At 56.6% G+C, this 22,777-nt stretch carries 31 protein-coding genes; 19 read left to right on the top strand and 12 right to left on the bottom strand.

Translation table 11 applies throughout. The annotated features are described in order from the left end of the window. Positions 1 to 39 precede the first annotated feature (39 nt). Positions 40 to 732 carry a hypothetical protein gene (locus OAN307_RS03305; RefSeq protein WP_015498431.1) on the top strand — a complete coding sequence of 231 codons (693 nt, stop codon included), beginning with the start codon at positions 40 to 42 and terminating at the stop codon, positions 730 to 732. Positions 733 to 735: 3 nt separating this feature from the next. On the opposite strand, the gene OAN307_RS03300 is transcribed toward OAN307_RS03305, so the two are convergent. Both OAN307_RS03300 and nth read right to left on the bottom strand, forming a co-directional pair. Beyond that, positions 736 to 1,725, bottom strand: a complete 990-nt coding sequence (locus OAN307_RS03300; RefSeq protein ID WP_015498430.1) for an adenosine kinase — start codon at positions 1,723 to 1,725, stop codon at positions 736 to 738. Further along, the gene (nth, locus tag OAN307_RS03295; protein ID WP_015498429.1) at positions 1,722 to 2,366 is read right to left on the bottom strand and encodes an endonuclease III; all 645 of its coding nucleotides are present in this window, start codon (positions 2,364 to 2,366) and stop codon (positions 1,722 to 1,724) included. The genes OAN307_RS03300 and nth overlap by 4 nt, the downstream gene beginning before the upstream one ends. Before the next feature lie 85 nt (positions 2,367 to 2,451). Here nth and OAN307_RS03290 point away from each other — a divergent pair, with 85 nt between their 5' ends. From OAN307_RS03290 to OAN307_RS03280, 3 genes are all read left to right on the top strand, one after another. Next, positions 2,452 to 3,294: a methylated-DNA--[protein]-cysteine S-methyltransferase gene (locus tag OAN307_RS03290; RefSeq protein WP_015498428.1), complete on the top strand. Its 843-nt coding sequence runs from the start codon at positions 2,452 to 2,454 to the stop codon at positions 3,292 to 3,294. A gap of 143 nt (positions 3,295 to 3,437) precedes the next feature. After that, the gene (locus OAN307_RS03285; RefSeq protein WP_044044452.1) at positions 3,438 to 4,097 is read left to right on the top strand and encodes an OmpA family protein; all 660 of its coding nucleotides are present in this window, start codon (positions 3,438 to 3,440) and stop codon (positions 4,095 to 4,097) included. Between the two features lie 144 nt (positions 4,098 to 4,241). Next, on the top strand, positions 4,242 to 5,009 hold the full coding sequence (locus OAN307_RS03280) for a FadR/GntR family transcriptional regulator (RefSeq protein WP_015498426.1): 768 nt from the start codon (positions 4,242 to 4,244) through the stop codon (positions 5,007 to 5,009). A 72-nt stretch (positions 5,010 to 5,081) separates the two neighbouring features. Here OAN307_RS03280 and OAN307_RS03275 read toward each other — a convergent pair whose 3' ends face one another. From OAN307_RS03275 to OAN307_RS03255, 5 genes are all read right to left on the bottom strand, one after another. Then, on the bottom strand, positions 5,082 to 5,666 hold the full coding sequence (locus OAN307_RS03275; protein ID WP_015498425.1) for a F0F1 ATP synthase subunit B: 585 nt from the start codon (positions 5,664 to 5,666) through the stop codon (positions 5,082 to 5,084). 4 nt (positions 5,667 to 5,670) lie between these two features. Next, on the bottom strand, positions 5,671 to 6,198 hold the full coding sequence (locus OAN307_RS03270; RefSeq protein WP_015498424.1) for a F0F1 ATP synthase subunit B': 528 nt from the start codon (positions 6,196 to 6,198) through the stop codon (positions 5,671 to 5,673). A gap of 118 nt (positions 6,199 to 6,316) precedes the next feature. After that, on the bottom strand, positions 6,317 to 6,541 hold the full coding sequence (locus OAN307_RS03265; RefSeq protein ID WP_015496525.1) for a F0F1 ATP synthase subunit C: 225 nt from the start codon (positions 6,539 to 6,541) through the stop codon (positions 6,317 to 6,319). A 69-nt stretch (positions 6,542 to 6,610) separates the two neighbouring features. Then, the gene (locus OAN307_RS03260) at positions 6,611 to 7,369 is read right to left on the bottom strand and encodes a F0F1 ATP synthase subunit A (RefSeq protein WP_015498423.1); all 759 of its coding nucleotides are present in this window, start codon (positions 7,367 to 7,369) and stop codon (positions 6,611 to 6,613) included. Further along, the gene (locus tag OAN307_RS03255; RefSeq protein ID WP_015498422.1) at positions 7,369 to 7,707 is read right to left on the bottom strand and encodes an AtpZ/AtpI family protein; all 339 of its coding nucleotides are present in this window, start codon (positions 7,705 to 7,707) and stop codon (positions 7,369 to 7,371) included. Before OAN307_RS03255 ends, OAN307_RS03260 begins: the two co-directional genes overlap by 1 nt. Positions 7,708 to 7,910: 203 nt before the next feature. Between OAN307_RS03255 and OAN307_RS03250 the strand changes: the two genes are divergently transcribed. After that, on the top strand, positions 7,911 to 8,258 hold the full coding sequence (locus OAN307_RS03250; RefSeq protein ID WP_015498421.1) for an ArsR/SmtB family transcription factor: 348 nt from the start codon (positions 7,911 to 7,913) through the stop codon (positions 8,256 to 8,258). Here OAN307_RS03250 and OAN307_RS03245 read toward each other — a convergent pair. Then, the gene (locus tag OAN307_RS03245) at positions 8,255 to 9,133 is read right to left on the bottom strand and encodes a LysR family transcriptional regulator (RefSeq protein ID WP_015498420.1); all 879 of its coding nucleotides are present in this window, start codon (positions 9,131 to 9,133) and stop codon (positions 8,255 to 8,257) included. The two genes, OAN307_RS03250 and OAN307_RS03245, sit on opposite strands and share 4 nt — an antisense overlap. 116 nt (positions 9,134 to 9,249) lie before the next feature. On the opposite strand from OAN307_RS03245, the gene OAN307_RS03240 reads away from it, so the two are divergent. The 13 genes from OAN307_RS03240 to OAN307_RS03180 all read left to right on the top strand — a co-directional run bounded on the left by OAN307_RS03240 (position 9,250) and on the right by OAN307_RS03180 (position 17,595). Then, positions 9,250 to 9,801 carry an FMN-dependent NADH-azoreductase gene (locus OAN307_RS03240; RefSeq protein WP_015498419.1) on the top strand — a complete coding sequence of 184 codons (552 nt, stop codon included), beginning with the start codon at positions 9,250 to 9,252 and terminating at the stop codon, positions 9,799 to 9,801. A 12-nt stretch (positions 9,802 to 9,813) separates the two neighbouring features. Continuing rightward, positions 9,814 to 10,161 carry a DoxX family protein gene (locus OAN307_RS03235; protein WP_044043124.1) on the top strand — a complete coding sequence of 116 codons (348 nt, stop codon included), beginning with the start codon at positions 9,814 to 9,816 and terminating at the stop codon, positions 10,159 to 10,161. 217 nt (positions 10,162 to 10,378) lie between these two features. Further along, the gene (ffh, locus tag OAN307_RS03230; protein WP_015498418.1) at positions 10,379 to 11,887 is read left to right on the top strand and encodes a signal recognition particle protein; all 1,509 of its coding nucleotides are present in this window, start codon (positions 10,379 to 10,381) and stop codon (positions 11,885 to 11,887) included. Next, complete coding sequence (locus OAN307_RS03225; protein WP_015498417.1) at positions 11,884 to 12,408, top strand: GNAT family N-acetyltransferase; 525 nt, start codon at positions 11,884 to 11,886, stop codon at positions 12,406 to 12,408. The genes ffh and OAN307_RS03225 overlap by 4 nt, the downstream gene beginning before the upstream one ends. Positions 12,409 to 12,472: 64 nt before the next feature. After that, positions 12,473 to 12,772, top strand: a complete 300-nt coding sequence (locus tag OAN307_RS03220) for a chorismate mutase (protein WP_015498416.1) — start codon at positions 12,473 to 12,475, stop codon at positions 12,770 to 12,772. Positions 12,773 to 12,785: 13 nt separating this feature from the next. Continuing rightward, the gene (rpsP, locus tag OAN307_RS03215) at positions 12,786 to 13,274 is read left to right on the top strand and encodes a 30S ribosomal protein S16 (protein WP_015498415.1); all 489 of its coding nucleotides are present in this window, start codon (positions 12,786 to 12,788) and stop codon (positions 13,272 to 13,274) included. 74 nt (positions 13,275 to 13,348) lie between these two features. Next, positions 13,349 to 13,894, top strand: coding sequence for a ribosome maturation factor RimM (gene rimM, locus OAN307_RS03210; RefSeq protein WP_044044450.1), 546 nt, complete (start codon positions 13,349 to 13,351; stop codon positions 13,892 to 13,894). Then, complete coding sequence (locus OAN307_RS25045; protein ID WP_015498413.1) at positions 13,894 to 14,694, top strand: sulfotransferase family protein; 801 nt, start codon at positions 13,894 to 13,896, stop codon at positions 14,692 to 14,694. Before rimM ends, OAN307_RS25045 begins: the two co-directional genes overlap by 1 nt. Beyond that, positions 14,678 to 15,499 (top strand): tRNA (guanosine(37)-N1)-methyltransferase TrmD, encoded by an 822-nt coding sequence (gene trmD, locus OAN307_RS03200; protein WP_015498412.1) that lies wholly within the window; start codon positions 14,678 to 14,680, stop codon positions 15,497 to 15,499. The genes OAN307_RS25045 and trmD overlap by 17 nt, the downstream gene beginning before the upstream one ends. Positions 15,500 to 15,509: 10 nt before the next feature. Beyond that, the gene (locus OAN307_RS03195; protein WP_015498411.1) at positions 15,510 to 16,256 is read left to right on the top strand and encodes a sulfite exporter TauE/SafE family protein; all 747 of its coding nucleotides are present in this window, start codon (positions 15,510 to 15,512) and stop codon (positions 16,254 to 16,256) included. 264 nt (positions 16,257 to 16,520) lie between these two features. Next, positions 16,521 to 16,907, top strand: coding sequence for a 50S ribosomal protein L19 (rplS, locus tag OAN307_RS03190; protein ID WP_015498410.1), 387 nt, complete (start codon positions 16,521 to 16,523; stop codon positions 16,905 to 16,907). Positions 16,908 to 16,918: 11 nt separating this feature from the next. Then, positions 16,919 to 17,140 (top strand): 50S ribosomal protein L31, encoded by a 222-nt coding sequence (gene rpmE / locus OAN307_RS03185; RefSeq protein ID WP_015498409.1) that lies wholly within the window; start codon positions 16,919 to 16,921, stop codon positions 17,138 to 17,140. A gap of 119 nt (positions 17,141 to 17,259) precedes the next feature. Beyond that, positions 17,260 to 17,595, top strand: a complete 336-nt coding sequence (locus tag OAN307_RS03180) for a cupin domain-containing protein (protein WP_015498408.1) — start codon at positions 17,260 to 17,262, stop codon at positions 17,593 to 17,595. A 52-nt stretch (positions 17,596 to 17,647) separates the two neighbouring features. On the opposite strand, the gene OAN307_RS03175 is transcribed toward OAN307_RS03180, so the two are convergent. The 3 genes from OAN307_RS03175 to OAN307_RS03165 all read right to left on the bottom strand — a co-directional run bounded on the left by OAN307_RS03175 (position 17,648) and on the right by OAN307_RS03165 (position 21,210). Further along, positions 17,648 to 19,144, bottom strand: coding sequence for an inorganic phosphate transporter (locus OAN307_RS03175; protein WP_044044447.1), 1,497 nt, complete (start codon positions 19,142 to 19,144; stop codon positions 17,648 to 17,650). A 103-nt stretch (positions 19,145 to 19,247) separates the two neighbouring features. Further along, complete coding sequence (locus OAN307_RS03170) at positions 19,248 to 19,721, bottom strand: NUDIX hydrolase (RefSeq protein ID WP_015498406.1); 474 nt, start codon at positions 19,719 to 19,721, stop codon at positions 19,248 to 19,250. A gap of 181 nt (positions 19,722 to 19,902) precedes the next feature. Next, entirely contained in the window at positions 19,903 to 21,210 is a 1,308-nt protein-coding gene (locus OAN307_RS03165) for a DEAD/DEAH box helicase (RefSeq protein ID WP_015498405.1), read from the bottom strand. 407 nt (positions 21,211 to 21,617) lie between these two features. Between OAN307_RS03165 and OAN307_RS03160 the strand changes: the two genes are divergently transcribed. After that, positions 21,618 to 22,427 carry a division plane positioning ATPase MipZ gene (locus OAN307_RS03160; protein WP_044044446.1) on the top strand — a complete coding sequence of 270 codons (810 nt, stop codon included), beginning with the start codon at positions 21,618 to 21,620 and terminating at the stop codon, positions 22,425 to 22,427. A 137-nt stretch (positions 22,428 to 22,564) separates the two neighbouring features. On the opposite strand, the gene OAN307_RS27660 is transcribed toward OAN307_RS03160, so the two are convergent. Beyond that, on the bottom strand, positions 22,565 to 22,747 hold the full coding sequence (locus OAN307_RS27660; protein ID WP_144055491.1) for a hypothetical protein: 183 nt from the start codon (positions 22,745 to 22,747) through the stop codon (positions 22,565 to 22,567). Positions 22,748 to 22,777: the final 30 nt, after the last annotated feature.

Below are 22,777 nucleotides of genomic sequence, written 5' to 3'. Positions count from 1 at the left end.
TCGGGCGACTAAGTTAGGGTGATACAACGAAGTGACATCATGAAAATTCTGATCCTCGGCAGCGGCCCCAACGTGACCCAAGCCGCAGTTTGGCCGCGCGCGCCTTTCGATCTGATCGTCGCCATCAACAACGCGTGGCGCGTGCGGACCGATTGGGACTATCTCGTGCATCCGTCCGATTTCCCACCAGATCGTCAGCCGCTTGTGCTGTCGCGTGGCCAACGGACAATCACCCACCACGACTACGTCCCTGCCCAAAATGCACTGGGTGGATTTGTCTATGGTGGCGGCACGATGACCTTCACCGCCAGCTATTGGGCTCTGCATACCCTCAAACCAACCGTCATGGCCTACTTGGGTTGCGACATGACCTATCAAGCAACGCCAAGCCATTTCTACGGCCAAGGCACCGCTGACCCGTTGCGCGCCGACGTGACATTGCGTTCACTTGAGGCGAAATCAGCGCGGCTTCAGGCGATGGCCCACCGACAAGACTGCGCTTGCGTGAACCTGTCGTCTGATCCCAGCCGCCTCATTTTTGCGCGCGGGAACCCACAAGATCTTGTGGCGCAGCCAGACCTGAACCAAGACGCAATCAACCACGCCCTGCGTCTGGAAACAGACGCAGGCTACATGGTGGCATCCGGTAAATACTGGAAAGAAGAAGGCCGGTTCGACACAGACATCATCGATGAAATTGACGCCGCATGGCTGGCGACCCTTGCGGCGTAGCGGTTAAATCAGCCCATGTTCACTGAACACCTTTGCCATGCTGATTTCAGGCCGTGGCCCGATATGCGCAATCACTTCTGCTGCGCATAACACACCCATTTGCGCCGCAATATCCAAGCTGCGCCCCGTCGACACGCCATACAGGAATCCAGCCGCGAACTGATCGCCAGCACCCGTGGCGTCCAAAGGCGTCACCGCCGTCACATCCGCCGTAAAACGCTGCGCGCCTTGCTGGACCCAAACCGCATCACCGGACCGCGTACAGGCGACGATGTCACAAACCTCAGCCGCCATGTGCAACGCCTTGTCCAGATCATCGGTTTCATACAACGTCATCCATTCGGCGGCGTTGCCGATGGCAATGTCCATGTCGTCGGCAATCAGGCGCTTAAAATCGGTCCGGTGGCGCTCGGCACAAAACGGATCTGAAATCGTAATGACAGACCGCCCGCCCGCTGCCTTCATCTTGGCCGCCGCCTCAGAAAACGCGGTTTTGCCTTCGTCTTTGTCGAACAAATACCCCTCAAGGAACAGCAGACCAGTGCCAAACACATCGGGCACATCGACAGACGAAATATCCGCCCCCGCACCAAGGTATGTGTTCATCGACCGCTCACCGTCAGGGGACACAAAAATCATCGACCGCGATGTGGGCAGTTCCACGTTTTGGGGCGGCAATGGAAACGCAGTGCCTGCCTTGCGCAGGGCATCTGCATAAAACGATCCAAGCGCGTCGTCCTTCACCTTGCCGATAAACGCCGTCTGCAATCCCAACTCACCAATGCCCGCAATCGTATTTCCAACCGATCCACCGGGTGCCTCGACACGGCGCTCCATCGACGCATACAATAACTCGGCGCGCTCACGTTCGATCAACTGCATTATGCCCTTGGTGATGCCCATCTGATCGAGAAACGTATCGCTGCCGGGGGAAATCACATCAACAATTGCGTTCCCGATACCGATGACATCATAGTTCTTGGCATTGCTCATTCTGTTTTATCCTCAAACTGGCATAGGTCACGGATGTGACAGGCCTGACATTTAGGTTTGCGCGCGACGCAGATATACCGGCCATGCAAAATCATCCAGTGGTGGGCGTGCAGTTGGAAATCCGCTGGGATATTATCCTCAATCGCGCGTTCAACGGCGTCGACATTCTTGCCCGGTGCAATGCCACTGCGATTGCCGAGCCGGAAAATATGCGTGTCCACCGCCTGCGCCGGCTGGCCCCACCACATATTGAGCACAACATTCGCCGTTTTACGCCCAACACCGGGCAGTGATTGCAAAGCCGCGCGGGAATTCGGCACGACGCCGCCATAATCATCGACCAAAAGCTGGCTCATCTTGATGACGTTCTTGGCTTTGTTGCGAAACAGCCCAATGGTTCTGATGTGATCAATCACACCCTGTTCGCCCAAATCCAGCATCTTTTGCGGCGTATCAGCGATCTTGAACAGCGCCGCCGTGGCTTTGTTCACACCTTTGTCGGTCGCCTGCGCCGACAGCGCCACCGCAACGACCAACGTATAGGCGTTGACGTGATCCAATTCCCCCAAGGGTTCCGGTTCGCCCGCCTGAAAGCGGGTAAAAATCTCTCGGATCGTGTGATAATCTAATTGCATGGCCATGCATCCCTTTTGCCGAAACCCACCCCAATGAACAAGGCGCAACAATCGGGTCGCGCCGCAGGTCGCGCACCGTTACTTTCAAGCCATGGAACAGTCAGACCGATATCATTACCACGTCATCCGCCGCGCATTGGACGCGATTGATCAATCGGAAACGCCGCTCACGCTCGATGGGCTGGCCGCAGCGATGGATATGTCGCCCGCCCACTTCCAGCGGGTTTTTAGCCGCTGGGTCGGTGTGTCACCCAAACGCTATCAGCAATACTTGCGCCTTGATCATGCCAAAACCATGCTGGCCGAAAAATTTACCACGCTGGCCACCGCCGACGCAGTCGGGCTGTCAGGGTCTGGCCGCCTGCACGATCTGTTTCTGAAATGGGAAGCCATGAGCCCGGGCGATTACGCCAAAGGCGGCGCGGGGCTGCACATCTTTTGGGGCTGGTTTGAAAGTCCCTTTGGGCCATCAATCGTTATGGGCACCGACAAAGGCATTTGCGGCCTTGGCTTTGCCGATGAAATGGGCGCGGACGCCGCGATGCAAGACCTGCTGCGCCGTTGGCCCCATGCGACGTTTGCGCAAAATCCAGCCCGTCTGAAGCCATGGGTCGACACCGCATTCGGCGTCACCCCCACCCCCGACAAAGCGCCACTTTATCTGATCGGGGCGCCGTTCCAGCTCAAGGTATGGGAGGCGTTGCTGTCAATCCCGTCAGGCCACGTCACCACCTATTCTGAGATTGCGCAGACAATCGGTGCGCCGCGTGCTGTGCGGGCGGTCGGCACCGCTGTTGGGCGCAATCCTGTCAGCTGGCTGATTCCCTGCCACCGCGCCTTGCGCAAATCTGGCGCATTGGGTGGCTACCACTGGGGCCTACCCGTCAAACGCGCCCTGCTCGCATGGGAAAGCGCGCGCGAGGACGCAGGATAAATAACCGCTTTATATACATAAATATTCCAGTCATCGGCGGAACCTTGCCAGACCCCACCACGTTATTGGATAACACGGCGCGATGATCGATATACCATGCACCAAGCGCACCACATTCGGTGCCCAATAATGGAATTTAAATGATGACCCTGTCCAAAATGTCCTTCGCTGTTGCTCTGTCAGGCGTCTTGGTGCTCTCTGCCTGTGAAACAGTGACCGATCCAAACAACCCCAACCGCAACGCCCAGACGGCCGCTATTGTGGGCGCTGGCCTCGGGGCCGCCATCGGCATCGCGCGCGGCGATGACGCTGGGGAACGCAACCGCGGCGCAATCGTGGGCGCACTTATCGGTGCGGGCGTTGGTGGAGGTCTTGGGACGCTCCTTGATCGTCAAGAAGCCGAACTGCGTCAGGAGATGGGCTCTAGCGCGCAGATCGTTAACACCGGTAGCCAGCTTATCGTGACACTGCCACAAGACATCCTGTTCGACACAGGCAGTTCCGCCCTAACGGGTGGGTTGCGCAATGATCTGAACACGCTTGCGGGTTCGATGAACCGCTTCCCCAACTCGACCGTTAACGTCATCGGCCACACAGATTGGGACGGCTCCGCGGCGTTCAACCAAGACCTGTCCGCGCGCCGTGCGCAGGCTGTGTCGGCCGTTTTGATCCAGTCCGGTGTTGCACCAAACCGCATCCGGTCCATCGGTCGCGGCGAAGATGCTCCCATCGCAACCAACCTGAACGAAGAAGGTAAACGTCAGAACCGTCGCGTCGAAATCACGATTACGCCAAACGTTTAATCTGTCTCTTTTAGACGACAAGGCCGTCCCGATTTGGGGCGGCCTTTTTTGTTCTGGCACACGGCTGCAACGGCCAGTCAAACTCATCCCTTCCCCTTGCCGGCGTTTGGTCATATCATTTGACCAATTCCTGAAGGGGGCAGTATGCCGTTCGAACCCATCCATCCTGAGAAAATATCGCAAACTGTTGTGCGCCAGATTGAACAGCTGATCCTGCGCGGCATCCTGAAACCGGGTGAACGCCTGCCATCAGAACGCGAACTGTCTGAGCGCCTTGGCGTGTCCCGCCCGTCATTGCGCGAAGCCTTGGCAGATCTGCAAGACAGCGGCCTTTTGGCAAGCCGCGCAGGGTCCGGTGTCTATGTCGGCGATGTTTTAGGCTCCGCATTTTCAGATACCCTGGTGCGGTTGTTTTCAAGCCACGACGAAGCCGTCTTTGACTACATCGACTTTCGCCGCGACATGGAAGGGTTGGCAGCACACCGCACCGCAACTTTGGGCAGTGAAACCGATTTAAGCATCATCGACACGATCTTCATGAAAATGGAAGCCGCCCACGGTAAACGAAATCCCGCAGAAGAAGCCGCGCTAGACGCAGATTTCCACCTGAGCATCATCGAGGCGAGCCATAACGTCATCATGCTGCACATGATGCGGTCGCTGTACCAACTGTTGCACGAAGGCGTGTTCTACAACCGTCAGGTCATGTTCAAACAACGCACCACGCGTGACATGCTGCTGGACCAGCACCGTGCGATCAACGACGCCTTGCAAGCGCGCGACGCCGACGGTGCACGCAGCGCCGTTGAACATCATTTGGGGTTCGTCGAAAACGCGCTGATCAACCAGAAAACGGCCGAACGTCACGAAGCTATCGCCAAGAAACGGTTCGATCACGAGATCGAACGATAACCTAAACAAGAAAGCCCGACGCATCGCTGCATCGGGCTTTTCATGTCGTTGTTTAGTCTGCCTTCCTGTCAATTAATGCAGCTTGGCACCAACCACAGCAATTGCATCATCAATCATCCTGTCAGCGTCAGCAGCCGTTGTCTGCTTGGCAATCACGTCTTGTGCAGCGGCCACAGCAACTTTCACAGCCTGATTGCGCACTTCGCGAATGGCGGATGCCTGTGCGCTTGCGATCTGATCTTGCGCAGCGGCCAAACGGCGGACGATCGACGACTTGATGTCTTCTTTCGCCTGCTCACCCGCGCGGGTCGCTTCTTCTTTGGCGTTTTCCACGATGCGGTCAGCTTGGACCTGAACATCGCGCTGTTTGCGTTCATATGACGCGAGCAAAGTCTGTGCGTCTTCGCGCAACGCCTTGGCTTCATCTATCTCGGATTTGATGTCTGCGGCACGCTTGTCCAGCAGCCCCATCAACATCGCTGGAATCTTGTACTTAATCAGCACACCGACAAAGATCACGAACGCGATCAGGACGATCAGGTCCGTGTTGTCCAGACGCCAGAAGGCGGACGAGAACGGATTCTTGCTGGCCGCCAGCGCAGGCGATGCTGCAAGGGTAATTAGGGTAGCGCCAAGAATTGAAGATGAGAATTTCATGTCGTTACCCTTTCATCCGTGCAGTGACAGCCGCAGTGACCGTCTTCGCGTCCACTTTGCCACCGAATGCGGCAATAATCTCTTTGGCGGTATCCTTGGCGACGACTTTGATCGCATCCGTGGCACCCGCCTGAATATCGGCAATCGCTTTTGCGCTTTCAGCGGTTTGCGCGGCAATTTCGGCGTCAGCCTTTTGTATCTGTACATCCAATTCAGCTTGGATGTCAGACTTGGCTTGCGCGACGATCTTGCCCGCTTCGGAACGGGCATCCGCAAGGGCCTTGTCGTAAGCGGCCTCAGCCCTGATCGCGCGCATCTTCAACTCTTCGGCAGCGCCGATGTCATTTGTAATGGTGCCCGAACGTTCGGCCAAAACCGCCCCAATCCGTGGCAACGCCACGCGGGACAAAATAAGGTAGATCACGATCAACGTGACCAAGAGCCAGAAAATCTGGTTCGGGAAGGTCGAGAAATCCAGTTGCGGCATTCCTGCCCCGCCTGCTTCTGCGCCTGTTTCGACTGGGTCAGCCATAGATCGCATCCCTCTGGATAGTCTGATTTGATGACGGCAAACTGCCCGCATCGGAGGTCTTACTTCAGGGGGAAATCGTTTGATCTCCCCCTAAGCGTAAGGATCTTGATGTCGTGTCTTAGACCGCGAACATCAGCAGCAATGCAACGAGGAACGAAAAGATTCCCAGTGCTTCTGCGAATGCGATGCCGATAAACAGCGTAGCAGTCTGACCGGCAGCAGCCGATGGGTTACGCAGTGCCCCTGCGAGGAAGTTGCCAGCCACGTGACCAACACCGATTGCGGCAGCGCCGGAACCAATTGCAGCCAAGCCAGCGCCGATGTGTGCGAGTTCGCCTTCCATAGTGTATCTCCTTACGATTGGAAGTTTAGCAATAATCAGGGCTATTCCCCGACCAAGCATTCTTAGTAATTAGTGTGACGGGTGAAGCGCGTCTTTCAGATAAACGCACGTCAGGATTGTGAAAACATAGGCCTGGATCGCGGACACCAGAACCTCAAGCGCGTAGATCGCAACAACGCCAAGGATGGCGATGGGCGCGACCAGCAGACCAACCTGTGCAAAGCCCGCGAAGACTTTAAGTACAGCGTGTCCGGCCATAAGATTGCCCGCCAAACGAATGGAATGGCTCACCGGACGGACGAAATACGAAATGACTTCGATCACGGCAAGGATCGGACGCAGCGCCAATGGCGCGCTGGAAACCCAGAACAGGCCCAAAAAGGCTGGGCCATTCTTCACGAAACCAAGGATCGTCACGGTGAAGAACACCGCAAACGCAAGGATCGCCGTGACCGCGATATGGCTGGTTGTTGTGAACGCCATTGGCAGCAAGCCAAGGAAGTTTGAAATCAGGATGAAGATGAACAGCGTGAAGATATAAGGGAAATATACGATCCCGTCTTTACCAGTCACATCTTCGACCATTGTATAGACGAACCCATACAGCGTTTCGGCAACAGACTGTGTGCGGTTCGGAACGATGGAGCGTTTGCGTGTGCCGATAACCAGCAACAAAACAATACAGACAACAGCAATCGCCATCCACATGGTTACGTTGGTGATCGTGAACCATTGGATCGGTCCTTCACCGAAGACGCGGTGAACTTCGAACTGATCAAGCGGGTGGAAAGAAAGTCCTCCGCCTTCGCTGTGTGCTTCTTCTGCCATCAGTCGCCCTCACTCTTGTCAGCCTGTTTGGCCAACTGTTCGTTTTGCATCTCAGCCGCGGATCGCATCATGGTTTTGATACCAGCCGCAAACCCAAGCAATATAAATAGCACCATAAAGATTGGTATGGTCCCGAACAAAACGTCCAACCCGTACCCAATGCCAAAACCGATCCCAAGACCGGCCACTAATTCGATCACCATTCGCCATGCCATATTGGCTTGTGAATAATGTTCCTCAGAATGGGGCTTTCGCTCCTCGCCCTTGGCCGCTGCAATCCGATCCTCGAGCGCCTTGAGGCGGTCGGGGGCGGCGCTGTGGTCGTCGGGATCGGACATTGAAAAGCCCCTTCCTTGGTTGGGGTGAATTAAGATGCGGAACGGTCAGAGTCAAGCAGGGGAATGGCGCGACTAAGGTACTGTTTTTATTGAGTTGTATAGACCAAGATGAAGAGAGAGTGGGGTGTTTGGGCATGCGAGCGTGGATATAGGATATTCAACCATTTGGTTGACGTTTGCGGGTCTGTGCGTTTGATTGCGCTATGGTTATGTCCCTTGATACGGTCTTTGCTGCCCTTGGCGACCCAACCCGCCGCGCCATCCTTGCGATGTTGCTGGAAGACGATATGGCGGTGACCGATGTGGCAGACCCCTTCACAATGTCACTGGCCGCGATTTCCAAACACCTGCACGTGCTCATGGCGGCAGGTCTGATCAGCCAAGAAAAACGCGGCCGCGTGAACTGGTGCAAACTGGAACCGGACGCGCTGCGCGAAGCGTCAATCTGGATGCAAAGCTTCGGCCAATTCGAAGCGGTCAATCTTGATGCGTTCGAACGGTTCTTGGCGGCAGAACTATCAGATCCCGCAATCGCCCTCCCAAGCGACTAAAACGCCCAGCTTTCGGATTCTTTCTTCAGAAACGCAAGGAACGTCTGCACCTTCGTGGTGCGGTGCAAATCGACGTGGGTGACAAGCCACAGCGGGGCTGACCAGTCGTCTTGACTCGGGATGACATCAATCAGATCGGGATACTGTTGCATCTCCCATGTGGTGACGAACCCGATCCCTGCCCCCACCAGAACCGCATCGAACATGGCAATGTAGTCGGTCGTGCGAAACACGATGCGGCTCTCTGGCACCTGTCTAGTCAGCCAACGATTGAACGGAGCGAGGTTTTCTTTGTTGTCATGGCCGATAAACCAGTGATTGGGCAAATCATCGATCCCGTCAGGTGTTCCATGATCAGCGACATAGCTTGGCGCAGCCGCGAGATGCATTTTTTGGCGCATAAACGGCTGCACAACATTGTCAGGCTGATTGGGGACTTCCCCGGCACGGATCGCCACATGCGCCTCACCATACTCCAGCCGAAACAGCCGCTCATCTGTCAGAAAACGCACCGTAATATCTGGATTTTCACGTCGAAAATTTGCCAGAATTGGCGTCAACATTGGTGACAGCACCACCAATGATGTCACCACCAGATCGCCTGACACACCGTCTCCGTGGCCGCGAATACGCCCAGCCAGTTGGGTGAATTGATCTTCAGTCGCCGCAGCCACCTGCATTAAATCCTGTCCAGCTTCTGTGGCGGTGTAGCCGCGCGCGTGGCGCTGAAACAATTTCACACCCAGCCGCTTTTCCAACCCATCAATGTGTCGAATGACAGTGGCATGGTGCACGCCCAGCACATCGGCAGCACCGCTGACGGTGCCAATACGCGCGACCTGAAACGCGGTGCGGATTTCATCCCAGTTGTCCATCGGCTGTCCTTTTGGCGTTTGTGTGCGTGGATGCACACCAAGTGTTCAAAGCAACCTATAGCGTTCGTAGGCGCAAAGACAATATAGAGTGCATCACACAAACACGAGGTTATCAAATGATACATATCCTACACATCGACGCATCCGCCCACCTTGACACATCAACGTCGCGCCAAGCTTCTGCAAAAATCGTAGCTGATTTGGGCGGGCCAGACTCAGTCAGCTCTGTGACACGCCGCGATCTAACCAGTGAACCGCTGCCGCAGGTGGACGCTGCTTGGGCCGACGCCCGCCTGACAGACCCCGCGACGCGCAGCATTGACGACGCCAAGCGATTGGAACTGTCCGATACGCTGATCGCTGAACTTCAGGCCGCAGACACCATCGTCATCGGCACTCCTGTCTATAACTTCAACGCGCCTGCGTCATTGAAGGCATGGATGGACCTTGTTGCACGCCCCGGCGTGACATTCACCTATACCGACACAGGCCCCAAAGGTCTGCTGACTGGCAAAAAGGCCATTATCACCGTGGCATCCGGTGGCACCACGATTGGGTCAGCCGCAGACTTCCTGACACCACATTTGAAATTCTTCCTTGGCTTTATCGGCATCACAGATATCGAATTCATAAAAGCCAAAGACATCACACACGCAATCGCAGCATAAGGACGATCCACCATGACCCCAACTATTCGCAAATACGGCCTCTTGGCCATCACCGCCCTTGTGACCGTCGCCTTTGGCGCGGCGGGCCTGTCGAAACTCGCCGGAGTTGAGATGATGGTCGCGACCTTTGACGCCATCGGCTGGGGCCAGTGGTTCCGCTATGTCACGGGGATCATCGAAGTCGGGTCCGCCGTCCTGATTTGGGTGCCCGGCAAGCAATGGATCGGTGCGGGGCTGCTGGTCTGCACGATGATCTGCGCCGTCCTGTTTCATCTGCTGGTGCTTGGCCCATCGTTTATACCCGCGCTTGTGCTGGGCATCTTGGCGGCCATCATTCTGATCGCGCACAAACCTGTTTGAACGCCCCGTCACGCGGCGGGAAACCGAACACCCGCCGCTTGACTCGCACCCCGCCCCCGCCTAAACGCACCTCAACTCCGGAGAGCATTGCCCCTCCGGTCCTCGATAGACTGAGGATCGCCCCCCGTCAGCGCGTTGCGCCCACGGGGGCTCTACTGCTTTGAACCGTTCGTTCTTATATAACGAACACCGATGAAACGACGCAAAGGATGCGCCCATGTTCGAGTCACTATCAGATCGCCTGTCGGGTGTATTCGATCGCCTCACCAAACAGGGTGCGCTGTCTGCGGACGACGTAAAGACCGCCCTGCGCGAAGTGCGGATTGCCCTGCTCGAAGCAGACGTGTCCCTGTCCGTCGCGCGTGATTTCATCAACGCAGTGCAGGAAAAGGCATCCGGCCAGTCTGTCACCAAATCAGTCACCCCCGGCCAGCAAGTCGTCAAAATCGTCCACGACGAATTGGTGCATGTTCTGCAAGGCGACGGCGACCCCGGTGCGCTAAAAATCGACAACCCGCCTGCCCCGATCCTGATGGTCGGCCTGCAGGGTTCCGGTAAAACCACGACCACCGCAAAGCTGGCGAAACGTCTAAAAGAACGTGACGGCAAAAAGGTTCTCATGGCGTCGCTCGACGTGAACCGCCCTGCCGCAATGGAACAGTTGCAAATTCTTGGCGCGCAGATCGGCGTCGACACGTTGCCGATTGTCAAAGGCGAAGACCCGGTCAAGATCGCCAAGCGCGCCAAAACAGCGGCCGCGATGGGCGGATATGATGTCTACATCCTCGACACTGCGGGCCGCTTGCACATCGACGCCGAACTCATCGCGCAGGCTGCTGCCGTGCGTGACGTCGCGCAGCCCCGCGAAACGCTGCTGGTGGTTGACGGTCTAACAGGCCAAGACGCCGTCAACGTCGCAACAGAATTCGACGACAAAATCGGCGTCACCGGTGTGGTCCTGACCCGGATGGACGGCGACGGTCGCGGTGGCGCTGCCCTGTCGATGCGCGCTGTCACCGGCAAACCCATCCGTTTTGTCGGTCTCGGCGAAAAGATGGACGCGATCGAAGAATTCCACGCCGAACGCGTCGCGGGCCGGATTCTTGGCATGGGCGACATCGTTTCGCTGGTCGAAAAAGCCCAACAAACGATTGAAGCTGACCAAGCCGAACGCATGATGAAACGGCTCCAAAAGGGCCGCTTCAACATGAACGATATGCGCATGCAGCTTGACCAGATGATGAAAATGGGTGGCATGGAAGGCATGATGGGCATGATGCCCGGCATGAAAAAAGCCGCCAAACAAATCGAAGACTCCGGCATGGACGACAGTGTTCTGAAACGCCAGATCGCCCTGATCAATTCGATGACCAAAAAAGAACGCGCCAACCCGCAGCTTTTGCAGGCCAGCCGCAAGAAGCGCATCGCCGCCGGTTCCGGCCTCGAAGTGCGCGAACTGAACCAACTGATCAAGATGCATCGCCAAATGGCGGACATGATGAAAAAGATGGGCAAAGGCGGCATGCTGAAACAGGCCATGAAGGGCATGTTTGGCAAAGGCGGCGCGCCTGATATGAACGACCCAGCAGCGATGGAAGCGGCCGCAAAACAGCTCGGCTCAATGCCAGGCGGCGGCGCGAACCTGTTCGGGGCTGGCGCAAATCCATTTGGTGGCGGCGGCGCAGCCCTGCCCCCCGGCCTCTCTGGCTTTGGTAAAAAGAAATGACACCCGCCGTAACCCTCCAGACAGATCGGCTCACGTTGCGCGGCCCCGTCGCGTCGGACTTTGAAGCGATTGCAGCATTCTATGATGATGCGATCCGATCCAAAGGGTTCGGCGGACCGCTTCCACGCGATCAGGCGTGGCGTTGGTTTGCTAGCATGATCGGCCACTGGCATCTTCACGGCTATGGCTTCTGGACAGTCACCTTCAAAAACACCAACGCGCCCTTGGGTGTGGTTGGCTTGTGGAATCCCGAAGGCTGGCCAGAACCCGAACTCAGCTGGGTTATGTTTGATGGGTCCGAAGGCCAAGGCATCGCATTTGAGGCCGCAACCGCTGCGCGCAATTACGCCTATAGCGTCATGGGTTTTGAAACTTTGACCAGCAACATCATTCCCGGCAATGACCGTTCAATCGCTTTGGCCGAACGCCTTGGTGCTGTCTATGAAACAACCTATGACAACATCAATATGGGCATAGACATGCTCTATCGGCATCCTTCGCCGGCGGCGGTGTCGGTATGATCCGCAGACATACAAGTTGTGCACAGGTGGTGTACACTGTGTGCCACCCATTTTGGGGGCAAAAATGACCAATTCACTGCGCGCCGCTGACCTGCTTAAAGACCACCGCGAAAGCATTGATCGCCTTGATGCGATCCTGATTTATTCGTTGGGTGAGCGGTTCAAACAGACACAGGCTGTGGGGAAACTCAAAGCCGAACACGACCTTCCCCCGTCAGATCCCGCGCGCGAAACCGCGCAGATCGCTCGGCTAGAAGATTTGGCAAAGCAGGCCGATCTGGACCCTGCCTTCGCCAAGAAGTTTCTCAACTTCATCATCGCTGAAGTCATTCAGCACCATCAATCGCATCAAGATAAAACTTAAGGAAATCAATATCATGGCTATGAAAATTCGCCTCGCACGTGGTGGCTCCAAGAAGCGCCCGTTCTATCGTATCGTTGCTGCAGACTCGCGCATGCCACGCGATGGCCGCTACGTTGAAAAGCTCGGCACATACAACCCGTTGCTGGCCAAAGACGACGAAACACGCGTCACAATGGACATGGAACGTGTGAACTACTGGCTGAGCAAAGGCGCACAGCCAACGGATCGTATTTCGCGTTTCCTCGAAGCGGCTGGCATCATCGAAAAGAAAGAGCGCACCAACCTCAAAAAGGGTGAGCCAGGCAAGAAAGCCACCGATCGCGTTGAACAGAAAGCTGCCAAAGTCGTCGCCGCAGCAGAAGCCGCCACCGCCGCCGAAGAAGCCGCAAAAGAGGCGGCAGCAGCCGCTAAAATCGCAGCAGCAGAAGCCGCAGCAGCACCTGCCGTGGTAGAAGCGCCTGCAGAAGATGCAGCAGCAGAAGTAGAAGAAAAAACTGAATAATCAGCCCCTTGGGTGGGGCGGCATCCGTCGCCCCACCTTTCGCCCACCCCTTCCACACCGACGCAGGAATGCCCATGTCAGATGACCGTATTGTTGTTGGAACGATCGCCGGATCCTTTGGGGTCAACGGTGATGTCCGCCTTAAATCTTTCTGTGCCGACCCCGAGGCACTGGCGAATTACACCCCGCTGACCCGCGCCGACGGAAGCCAGATCATGACCATCGTGATAAAAGGCCAAACCAAAGGCTCGCTTATCGCGCGGGTCGACGGGATCACCACCAAAGAAGAGGCCGACGGCCTGCGCGGCATGGACCTTTATGCCCAGCGCGACCAATTGCCGTCGCTTCCTGATGACGAATTTTACCACACCGACCTTGTGGGTTTGATGACGTACGACACCGGCGGGGCCAAGCTGGGTCGCGTCAAAGCAGTGCAAACCAATGGCGCGGATGACCTGCTGGAAATCATCAGCCCGTCTGACAAAGACACCGTGTTGGTGCCGTTCACCAAGGCCAACGTGCCGACCGTGGATCTCGCGTCTGGTCGCATCGTTGTGGATCCGCCGCGCGGATTGTTTGCGGATGAGGCCGACACGCAAGACACATCAGCGGCTGATTGATGCCACGTCGCCGCGTGATCGTGCACGCTGGCTTTCACAAAACCGGCACGACCTCTGCCCAGCGATTTCTGCGCGCCAATGGCAAAAACATCTGGCCGCGGTGTTCGTTGGTTTTGCCCGGCAGGTTGCGCAAGGGTGCGGCGCGCATGGCGGTGCGATATTCGCGGTACGGCAAACCCGCGCTGCTTGATGCATTCGCCGATGACCTGCACGCAACGCTGTCCAAGATTGACCAGACTAGCAGTCGCAAAGTCCTGATTTCGGACGAAAATATTGCTGGGCGGATGCCCGGACGCGACGGTCAAATGTGCTACAGCGCGACCCCCACGCTGATGGCGCGGGCTGAGGATGTGATCTGCGATGTTTTTGGAACAGAGACTGATGTCGTGTTCTATTTCACCACCCGTGATCCACAATCTTGGATCAAATCGACCTACAAACACAACCTGCGCACGTCCCGCCTGACGATGGACGAGGCCGCATATATGGCCACCTACGCGCCCGCCGCCGATCTTGATGGCGTCACCAAGGCCGTGGCCGCCGCCGTCACTGGCTCCGTTTGCAGCATCGACCTCGCTGATCTAAATGGGCCCGAAGGCCCCGCGCAACCCCTGATGGACCTGATCGAATTGCCCGAACACCGCCGCCGCAAACTCGTCCCCCATCCTGTGGAAAACGCAGGGCCAGACGATAGATTTCTGGCTGATCTTCTTGCGCTCAACCGATCAAACCTATCCGACAAAGCCCTGATAACGGCAAAGGCAGACTTGCTTGGAAAGGCAGATGAAGATGACGGATGACCCCAACAATTCCCCGCGCAAGCAACCCAGCCGATCCATCGGCCGCAAGTCTGTGCAGGTCAGTTCACAACCGCAAGAATTGATCACTGACAAGATCGTATTGGCACAGGCTTGGACGGTGCAGGTGATCACCCTGTTTCCCGATGCGTTTCCGGGATTACTCGGCGAAAGCCTAACGGGGAAGGCGCTGAAAGACGGTATCTGGCAGCTCCAAACCACCGACCTGCGCCGTTTTGGCGAAGGCAAACACCGCAACGTCGATGACACCCCAGCGGGCGGTGGTGCGGGCATGGTTTTACGGGCGGATGTGTTGGGCAATGCGATTGCCGACACGCGGCGCAAGGCGCGCGGGAGAATGCCGCTGATTTACCTCTCCCCGCGCGGGATACCGTTCACGCAGGCCATGGCGCAACAATTCGCGGCACAGGACGGTGTGACGCTGTTATGCGGGCGGTTTGAAGGCGTGGATGAACGCGTGCTGGAACATTTTGAGATCATGGAAGTATCCATGGGGGACTACGTTCTGACGGGCGGCGAACTCCCCGCGATGACGCTGATCGACGCCTGCGTGCGCCTACTGCCCGGTGTGCTGGGCAATGCAGACAGCGCGGTAGAAGAAAGCCATTCCAACGGGCTGCTGGAACATCCGCAGTACACCCGGCCCGCTGAGTGGGAAGGGCGGGCAATACCGCCTGTGCTGACGTCAGGCGATCATAAGAAGGTCGCGCAATGGCGCAAAGATATGAGCGAGAAGATCACGGCTGAAAGGCGGCCGGATTTATGGGCGAAACGAAAAGACTCCTAAAGGAAAAATTATGGAATTTGCGCTCATTATCGCAGCGGCATTTGGTGCAGGCGTCCTCAACACGATCGCGGGGGGCGGCACGTTTTTGACCTTTCCTGCACTGGTGTTCATCGGCGTGCCGCCCATTATCGCCAACGCCACAAGCGCAATCGCCGTGTTCCCCGGTTACTTAGGCGGCGCACTTGGCTTTCGTGACGAATTGGGCCGGGTGGATCGGGCGTTGTTGTTGCGTCTGTGCGGTGTCACGTTAATCGGTGGGCTGATTGGCAGCTTGTTGCTGCTGGTTTCGTCAAACGAGGCGTTTTCGATGGTTGTGCCGTTCTTGTTACTGGCCGCGACACTGGCATTTTTATTTGGCGATAAAATCCGCGCATGGGCCACCGCAAAAAGCCATGCAGTCACGCCGAACGGCACGCTGGGGTTGCTGTTGGTCAGCATCTACGGCGGCTATTTCAACGGAGGCCTTGGCATTGTGTTGCTAGCGCTGTTTGCCCTGTGGGGCATGTCCAACATCCACGAAATGAACGGGCTGAAAATTGGGTTGTCCTTCGTGCTGTCGACCATTTCTGTCGCCGTGTTCGCCATCGGCGGGTTGGTGGCATGGCAATACGCACTGGGCATGATGGTCGCCTCGACGCTGGGTGGCTATGCGGGCGCACCGTTGGCGCGGGCCCTGCCAAAATCTGTGGTGCGCGCTGTTATCGCCATCGTCGGCTTCGGGATGAGCGGCGTATTTTTTTGGCGGCTATTGGGTTAAACACAAACACCCCGATCACCATCCAATCCCCCTTGCCCAAAACACCCGTCCCGCCTATATGCTGCTAGTCCGCAACCCATATGAGTCGCGTGACCTGTTTGGTATGGCTCCGACTTCTTCACCGGAAACCCGCCGAACTGCAAAGCACGGCCGTTAAACCTCCGGTGGGCAATACACGATCTCAGTGTGGTGACCCGATGAAGACCGAAGCTCTGGCAGCCCTCACATCCGCGGGAAAACCGCGTGACTATTAAGGAGACGATCATGAACCTGATCGCACAAATCGAGGCGGAACAAATCGCCGAACTTGGGAAAACCATCCCAGACTTCAAAGCCGGTGACACCATCCGCGTCGGCTTTCGCGTGACCGAGGGTACCCGTACCCGTGTGCAGAACTACGAAGGCGTCTGCATCGCACGCAAAAACGGTAAGGGCATCGCTGGCTCGTTCACCGTTCGTAAAATATCATTCGGTGAAGGCGTGGAACGTGTGTTCCCGCTGTATTCCACCAACATCGACGAAATCACTGTTGTGCGTCGTGGCCGCGTTCGTCGCGCCAAGCTGTACTACCTACGTGAGCGTCGTGGTAAGTCCGCACGTATCGTCGAAAAGACAAACTACCGTGCGCCTTCCAGCGCCACAAAAGCGTAAGGATCGGTCAGATGAGAAAAGACATTCACCCCGAATACCACACTATCGAAGTCAAAATGACCGATGGCACGGCATACGAAATGAAATCCACCTGGGGCAAAGAAGGCGACAGCATGCAGCTGGATATCGACCCATCCGTGCACCCTGCATGGACTGGCGGTAATTCACGTCTGATGGACACCGGTGGCCGCGTTTCTAAGTTCAAGAAAAAGTACGAAGGTCTGGGCTTCTAAGCACCCCGCCTTTGAAACGAATGAAACGCCGCTCCTGTTTGGGGGCGGCGTTTTTTGTTTGGCCTTCCAATATCGGCAGCCCATGTTAGCCGTAAGGCGTTCATCGAAAGGATAGCACTATGGCATTCGCTGGTTTTATGGATCAATTTCCCGCGCTGGACTTTCCGATCCCGCAAAGCGTCGTAACCACCCGCGCCATCGCATCGGATGCGGGTTTGGTTGTGTTCTTCACATTTCACGAAGACTTTGAACTTCCAGCCCACGTGCACAAAGGCCAATGGGGATCAGTGATTTCTGGTCAAATTGAACTGACCATTGACGGCAAGACGGCAACCTACGGGCCAGGCGACGACTATGACATCCCGTCGGGCACGTCACACAGCGTAAAAGTAACAGCTGGCACGCGCGCCGTTGACGTCTTCGAAGAAAGCGACCGTTACGGCCTAAAGGCCTGAAGTTACGGCAGGCCTTTAAGATGTGCGGACCTGTCCGTTTTGCTTCGCGGCATTAAGCCGTCCCGACAACCGTCACCAAGCCGTAGAAAATCACCGCCGACAGCAACGCGGCGGCTGGCACCGTAATGATCCACGCCGCGATGATCGTCATGAAATGCGAACGGCGCACCAATTTACGACGACGGCGTTCTTCGGCTGAATAAGCGGCGCGATCGGGCATTGCGGCGCGGGCGTTGCGCAATCGGCGTTCCGCGTCCCATTCACGGTAAAAACCAACGCCAAACACACCGCCCACGGCGATGTGCGTGGAACTGACGGGCAGACCCAACCACGACGCCACAATCACCGTGATCGCCGCTGACAGGGCCACACAATAGGCGCGCATCGGGTTCAATTTGGTGATCTGGCTACCAACCATGCGGATCAGCTTTGGCCCAAACAAGAACAAGCCAAACGAAATACCGAACGCGCCGATGACCATGACCCAGAACGGGATGCTGAAATCGTGGGTGAAATCACCCGATTGCGACACCTGCACGATCGCGGCCAGTGGACCAACCGCGTTGGCCACGTCGTTGGCGCCATGTGCAAAGCTCAGTAGTGCCGCCGAAACAACTAACGGGATGCCAAACAGAACCTTGAGGGATTTGTTACGGTTCTCAAGACCCTCGGACTGCTTTTTGATCACCGGAATCATGACCAGCCAAACAACAACTGCGATTGCCAGGCCGATCAAAAGCGCCGTTGGCATGTCGATTTTGATGATTTTCTTCAAGCCCTTCAGCGCCAGATACGCGCCAAACGCGCCCGCCATGATGCCGACCAAAACAGGCACCCAACGACGGGCCGCCGCGATTTTGTCGTCCCTGTAGATGATCCGTGATTTTATCACGAACAAAAAGAACGCCGCAACAGCACCGCCCAGCACAGGTGAAATCACCCAAGACGCAGCAATCGCGCCCATCGTGTCCCAGCTCACGGCAGCGAAACCTGCGGCCGCAATGCCCGCACCCATCACACCACCAACAACCGAATGGGTCGTGGACACAGGCGCGCCGACATATGTCGCGAGGTTGACCCACAACGCCGCCGACAGCAGCGCCGCCATCATCGCCCAGATAAACGTCGCCGGATCACCCATGCTTTCGGGCGCGATGATGCCCTTGGCGATCGTCGACACAACGTCACCACCCGCCAGCAACGCACCTGCACTTTCGAACACCACCGCAATCGCGATGGCCCCGCCCATGGTCAATGCGTTCGCCCCAACGGCAGGGCCCATGTTGTTGGCCACGTCATTGGCCCCGATATTCAGCGCCATATATGCGCCAAGACAAGTCGCAACGATCACGATCATCGCATTGTTGGTTTGCCCGAAAAACAGCGCGGCACCCAAACCCGCCAACAGAATAAACACCAACGAAATGCCCGGTCCAACGATTGGACGCGCCACATATTGTGTCGCCATTTCAAGTCGGGAAAAACGCGCCAGATCGCGATCTAGCGTGTCTAAGTGTCGCAGATCGCCGCTGCTATTGTTGTCGGTCATCGTGCCCCCTAGGTGTGGCGGCACGTTTGTCAGTAACACCGCGTCAAATCAATGCTTATGACGCGCCACTCTTATGATGCGCCACTCTTATGATGCGCCACTCTTATGATGCGTCGGGGGCCATCACGTTCAGGATCGACTTCAATTCGGGTTCATCCACCAGATTTGCGGCCTCTGTCGGGGTGACCCAGCGCAACTCACGCTGCCCCGCTTCCGGAAATTCTGTTTCTAGGCCTTTAACGCTGACGGCATAAACCAGCGCTTCAACCGGAATCGGCAGTCCACTGCCCATGGTCTTATCGTAGGCGTAACTGCCAATCGGGTCGGTCGACGCGGTGGCGTCTTTCACGCCCGCTTCTTCCCACGCTTCTTGCAAAGCGGCCTGCCAAGACGCGAGGCCACGAATGGGCCAACCTTTCGGCAAAATCCAGCGCCCCGTACCACGACTTGTGATCAACAAAACCCGCTTTTCATCGCCCACGCCACGGGTGCACAGCGCCGCAACTTGTAGCTTTTTTGGACGACGAAACATCGGCGCGACAAAGTCACGCAAGACGCTGTTTAATGAGGGCTTCATTTTAGAGCTGCCAATTTTCTTTTTATCTTTGGACACTTACATAAGCGTAAGTGCCCAAAAATGCAACTTATGAGAGTTTTTCATTTTAGGGACATCGCCTCGCGTCGCATCAAATCAAAGATTTGAACGCAAACGCGACGCTTGATATCTCAGCTCAAACGCAAAACTCTGTGTCCTTAATTTAGGCCGAGGCGTTGTTCGGTTTACGGCGGCGATTGCCACCGCCACCGGGTTTGCCAGCACCAGGACGACCACCGCCAGGCTTGCCAGCCGGACGTCCACCGCCGCCGCCACCACCACCGAAACGACGGCCACCACCGCCACCGCCACCGCGCTTGGGCTTGGCTTCTTCTTCAGACTTCTCCCACGGGCGACCACCCGCAACGGGAATGTCAGCCTTCATCGCCTTTTGGATATCGCGCAATTCACCCATTTCATCAGGCGCACAGAACGCAATTGCCATGCCGTCCGCACCCGCACGGGCCGTGCGGCCAATACGGTGGACATAGTTTTCGGCCACGTTGGGCAAGTCATAGTTATAGATATGCTTCACCTCAGGAATATCCAAACCACGGGCAGCAACATCAGTCGCCACAAGGATTTTCACTTTGCCTGCTTTGAAATCGGTGATCGCGCGATCGCGCTGGCCCTGAGATTTATTGCCGTGGATAGACGCGGACAAAAAGCCCTTGCTCGCCAGCAGCTTGTGCAACTTTTCAGATCCGTGCTTGGTGCGACCAAAGACAATCGCGCGTTCATCGCGGTGCTTGTCGATTAATTCGAGCAACAGATCGGTCTTTGCAGCCTTGGCGACGAAGTGAACCGATTGTTCAATCCGCTCAACAGGTTTGCCCGGTGCATCGACTTGCACGCGCATCGGGTTTTTAAGGAACGCACCCGCAAGTTCGGCCATCAATTTCGGCATTGTCGCCGAAAACAGCATCGTCTGACGTTCAGGGGCCAGCAGCGGCGCGATCTGGCGCAGCGCGTGGATGAAACCCATGTCGAGCATTTGGTCCGCTTCGTCGAGAACCAAGAACTTTGTGTCGCCAAGGCGCACAGCGCGGCGTTCCAACAGATCGATCAAACGACCGGGGGTCGCGACCAACAGGTCAACGCCACGTTCAAGTTTACGGATTTGACCCGTAATACCAGCACCACCAACGACCAGCATGGTCTTCAGGTGGGTGCCTTGCGTATACGCCGCGAGGTTTTCTTGAATTTGTTTCGCAAGCTCACGCGTTGGCGCAAGGATCAAAGCACGGGCTGTTTTGCCCTCGGGCTTGCCCTGCTCCTTAAGCAGCATGTCAATCATCGGCAGGCCGAACGCCGCCGTCTTACCACTGCCGGTCTTGGCAAGGCCCATGACGTCGCGGCCATTCATTGCATGTGGGATTGCCTGCGCTTGGATTGGCGTAGGATCAATGATCCCTTGGCTTTTCAGTTCAGCAATCAGTCGGGGCGCGAGGCCCAGCATATCGAAATCCATGAGTTTTCCTTGGATCGGGGCGGACACACCTGCGCCCGCATAAAATTAGCGCCACGGGCCCGAACGGCTGCGGCATCGCAAAAGGGTAACGCCAAAAGCTCGCGGTGGGCCGAATGCCCATGCCAAGATAAACTAGGCCCGCCAATTGGCGCGGCACCCCTGCGTGATGGAAGGAACCTATCGGTCATACTTGTGCGTATTGACCACAGTCGATGCACCTTTGCGCAAATCTGCGCCTGCTCACGCGGCAGCCAGCATCCAACCTGTGGGGCAGATGGGCCTTTGCGCATCACAAGTCAATCCCTGTTTGCCTTGCGCATTGCCTTGAACTCGGTGCGACGTATAGTTACGGCATCGTTTAACTACGAGGCTGGACAACGATCCGGCACAACATGGGGGCCGGGGCAGTGGCACATATTATCGTCGTCGGAAACGAAAAGGGCGGGGCGGGCAAGTCCACCGTGTCAATGCATGTCGCGACAGCGCTGTCGCGGATGGGGCATAAGGTTGACACGCTTGATCTGGACCTGCGCCAGAGAACCCTTGGCCGCTACATCGAAAACCGCGCCAAGTTTCTGGCTGAACAGGGGCTGACCCTGCCGACGCCCACGTATCACAACCTGCCCGAAGTCGATCCAGCGACACTGAAAGAAGGCGAAAATATTTTTGATCATCGCCTGTCTGTTGCCGTGGCGGGGCTTGAACCAGACAGTGATTTCATCCTCATCGATTGTCCGGGCAGCCACACGCGCCTGTCACAGGTCGCCCATTCGCTGGCGGACACGCTGATCACACCGCTGAATGACAGTTTCATCGACTTTGACCTGCTGGCGCATATCGACAGTGACGGCGAAACAATCACCCGACCCGCCGTCTATTCGCAGATGGTCTGGAACGCACGGCAGTTGCGTGCACAAGCGGGGTTTGAACCCATCGACTGGGTCGTCGTGCGCAATCGCATGGGCGCGCAAAACATGGTCAACAAACAAAAGATGGAAGCGGCGATTGCAAAACTGTCCAAACGCATCGGGTTCCGCACAATCCCCGGCTTTAACGAACGGGTGATCTTTCGCGAATTGTTCCCGCGCGGTCTGACGCTGCTGGACTTGCGCGATATCGGCGTTAAGGGGCTCAACATTTCCAACGTCGCCGCGCGGCAAGAATTGCGCGAATTGATCAAGTCGCTGAACCTGCCTGGCGTGAATGTGGATTTTTAATTGATCCCCATTCTGTCGAACCGCACCGTCGTGCGTGCGCTAAGCATGCGGCGCACGAAAAAGAACCAGCGCAGCATAAAGAAGCGGCCAAACACATCACATCACCCCCGACCATAGCCAGCACCATCTGCGGGTCCTTATGGCCCGTCAGAACGAACCCACTGCGTGGTTTCCAAATCGGCATCGCGCGGGCGGCAGACAATCACCGCGTTCTCAGGCATGATCAGACCTTCATCAACAAAGGATTCTTCAGTCAGTTCAACCCACTGGACCAACCTGCACGAACCGATACTGCGGCTTAAACCACGCCATTCTGACACTCCTCATCCAGCGATTACAGGTATTTCGCG

Origin of the sequence: Octadecabacter antarcticus 307 (assembly GCF_000155675.2) — a bacterium.
Classification (GTDB): domain Bacteria; phylum Pseudomonadota; class Alphaproteobacteria; order Rhodobacterales; family Rhodobacteraceae; genus Octadecabacter; species Octadecabacter antarcticus.
Note: the sequence above shows the minus strand (reverse complement) of the source record. Positions and strands in the feature narration are given on the sequence as shown.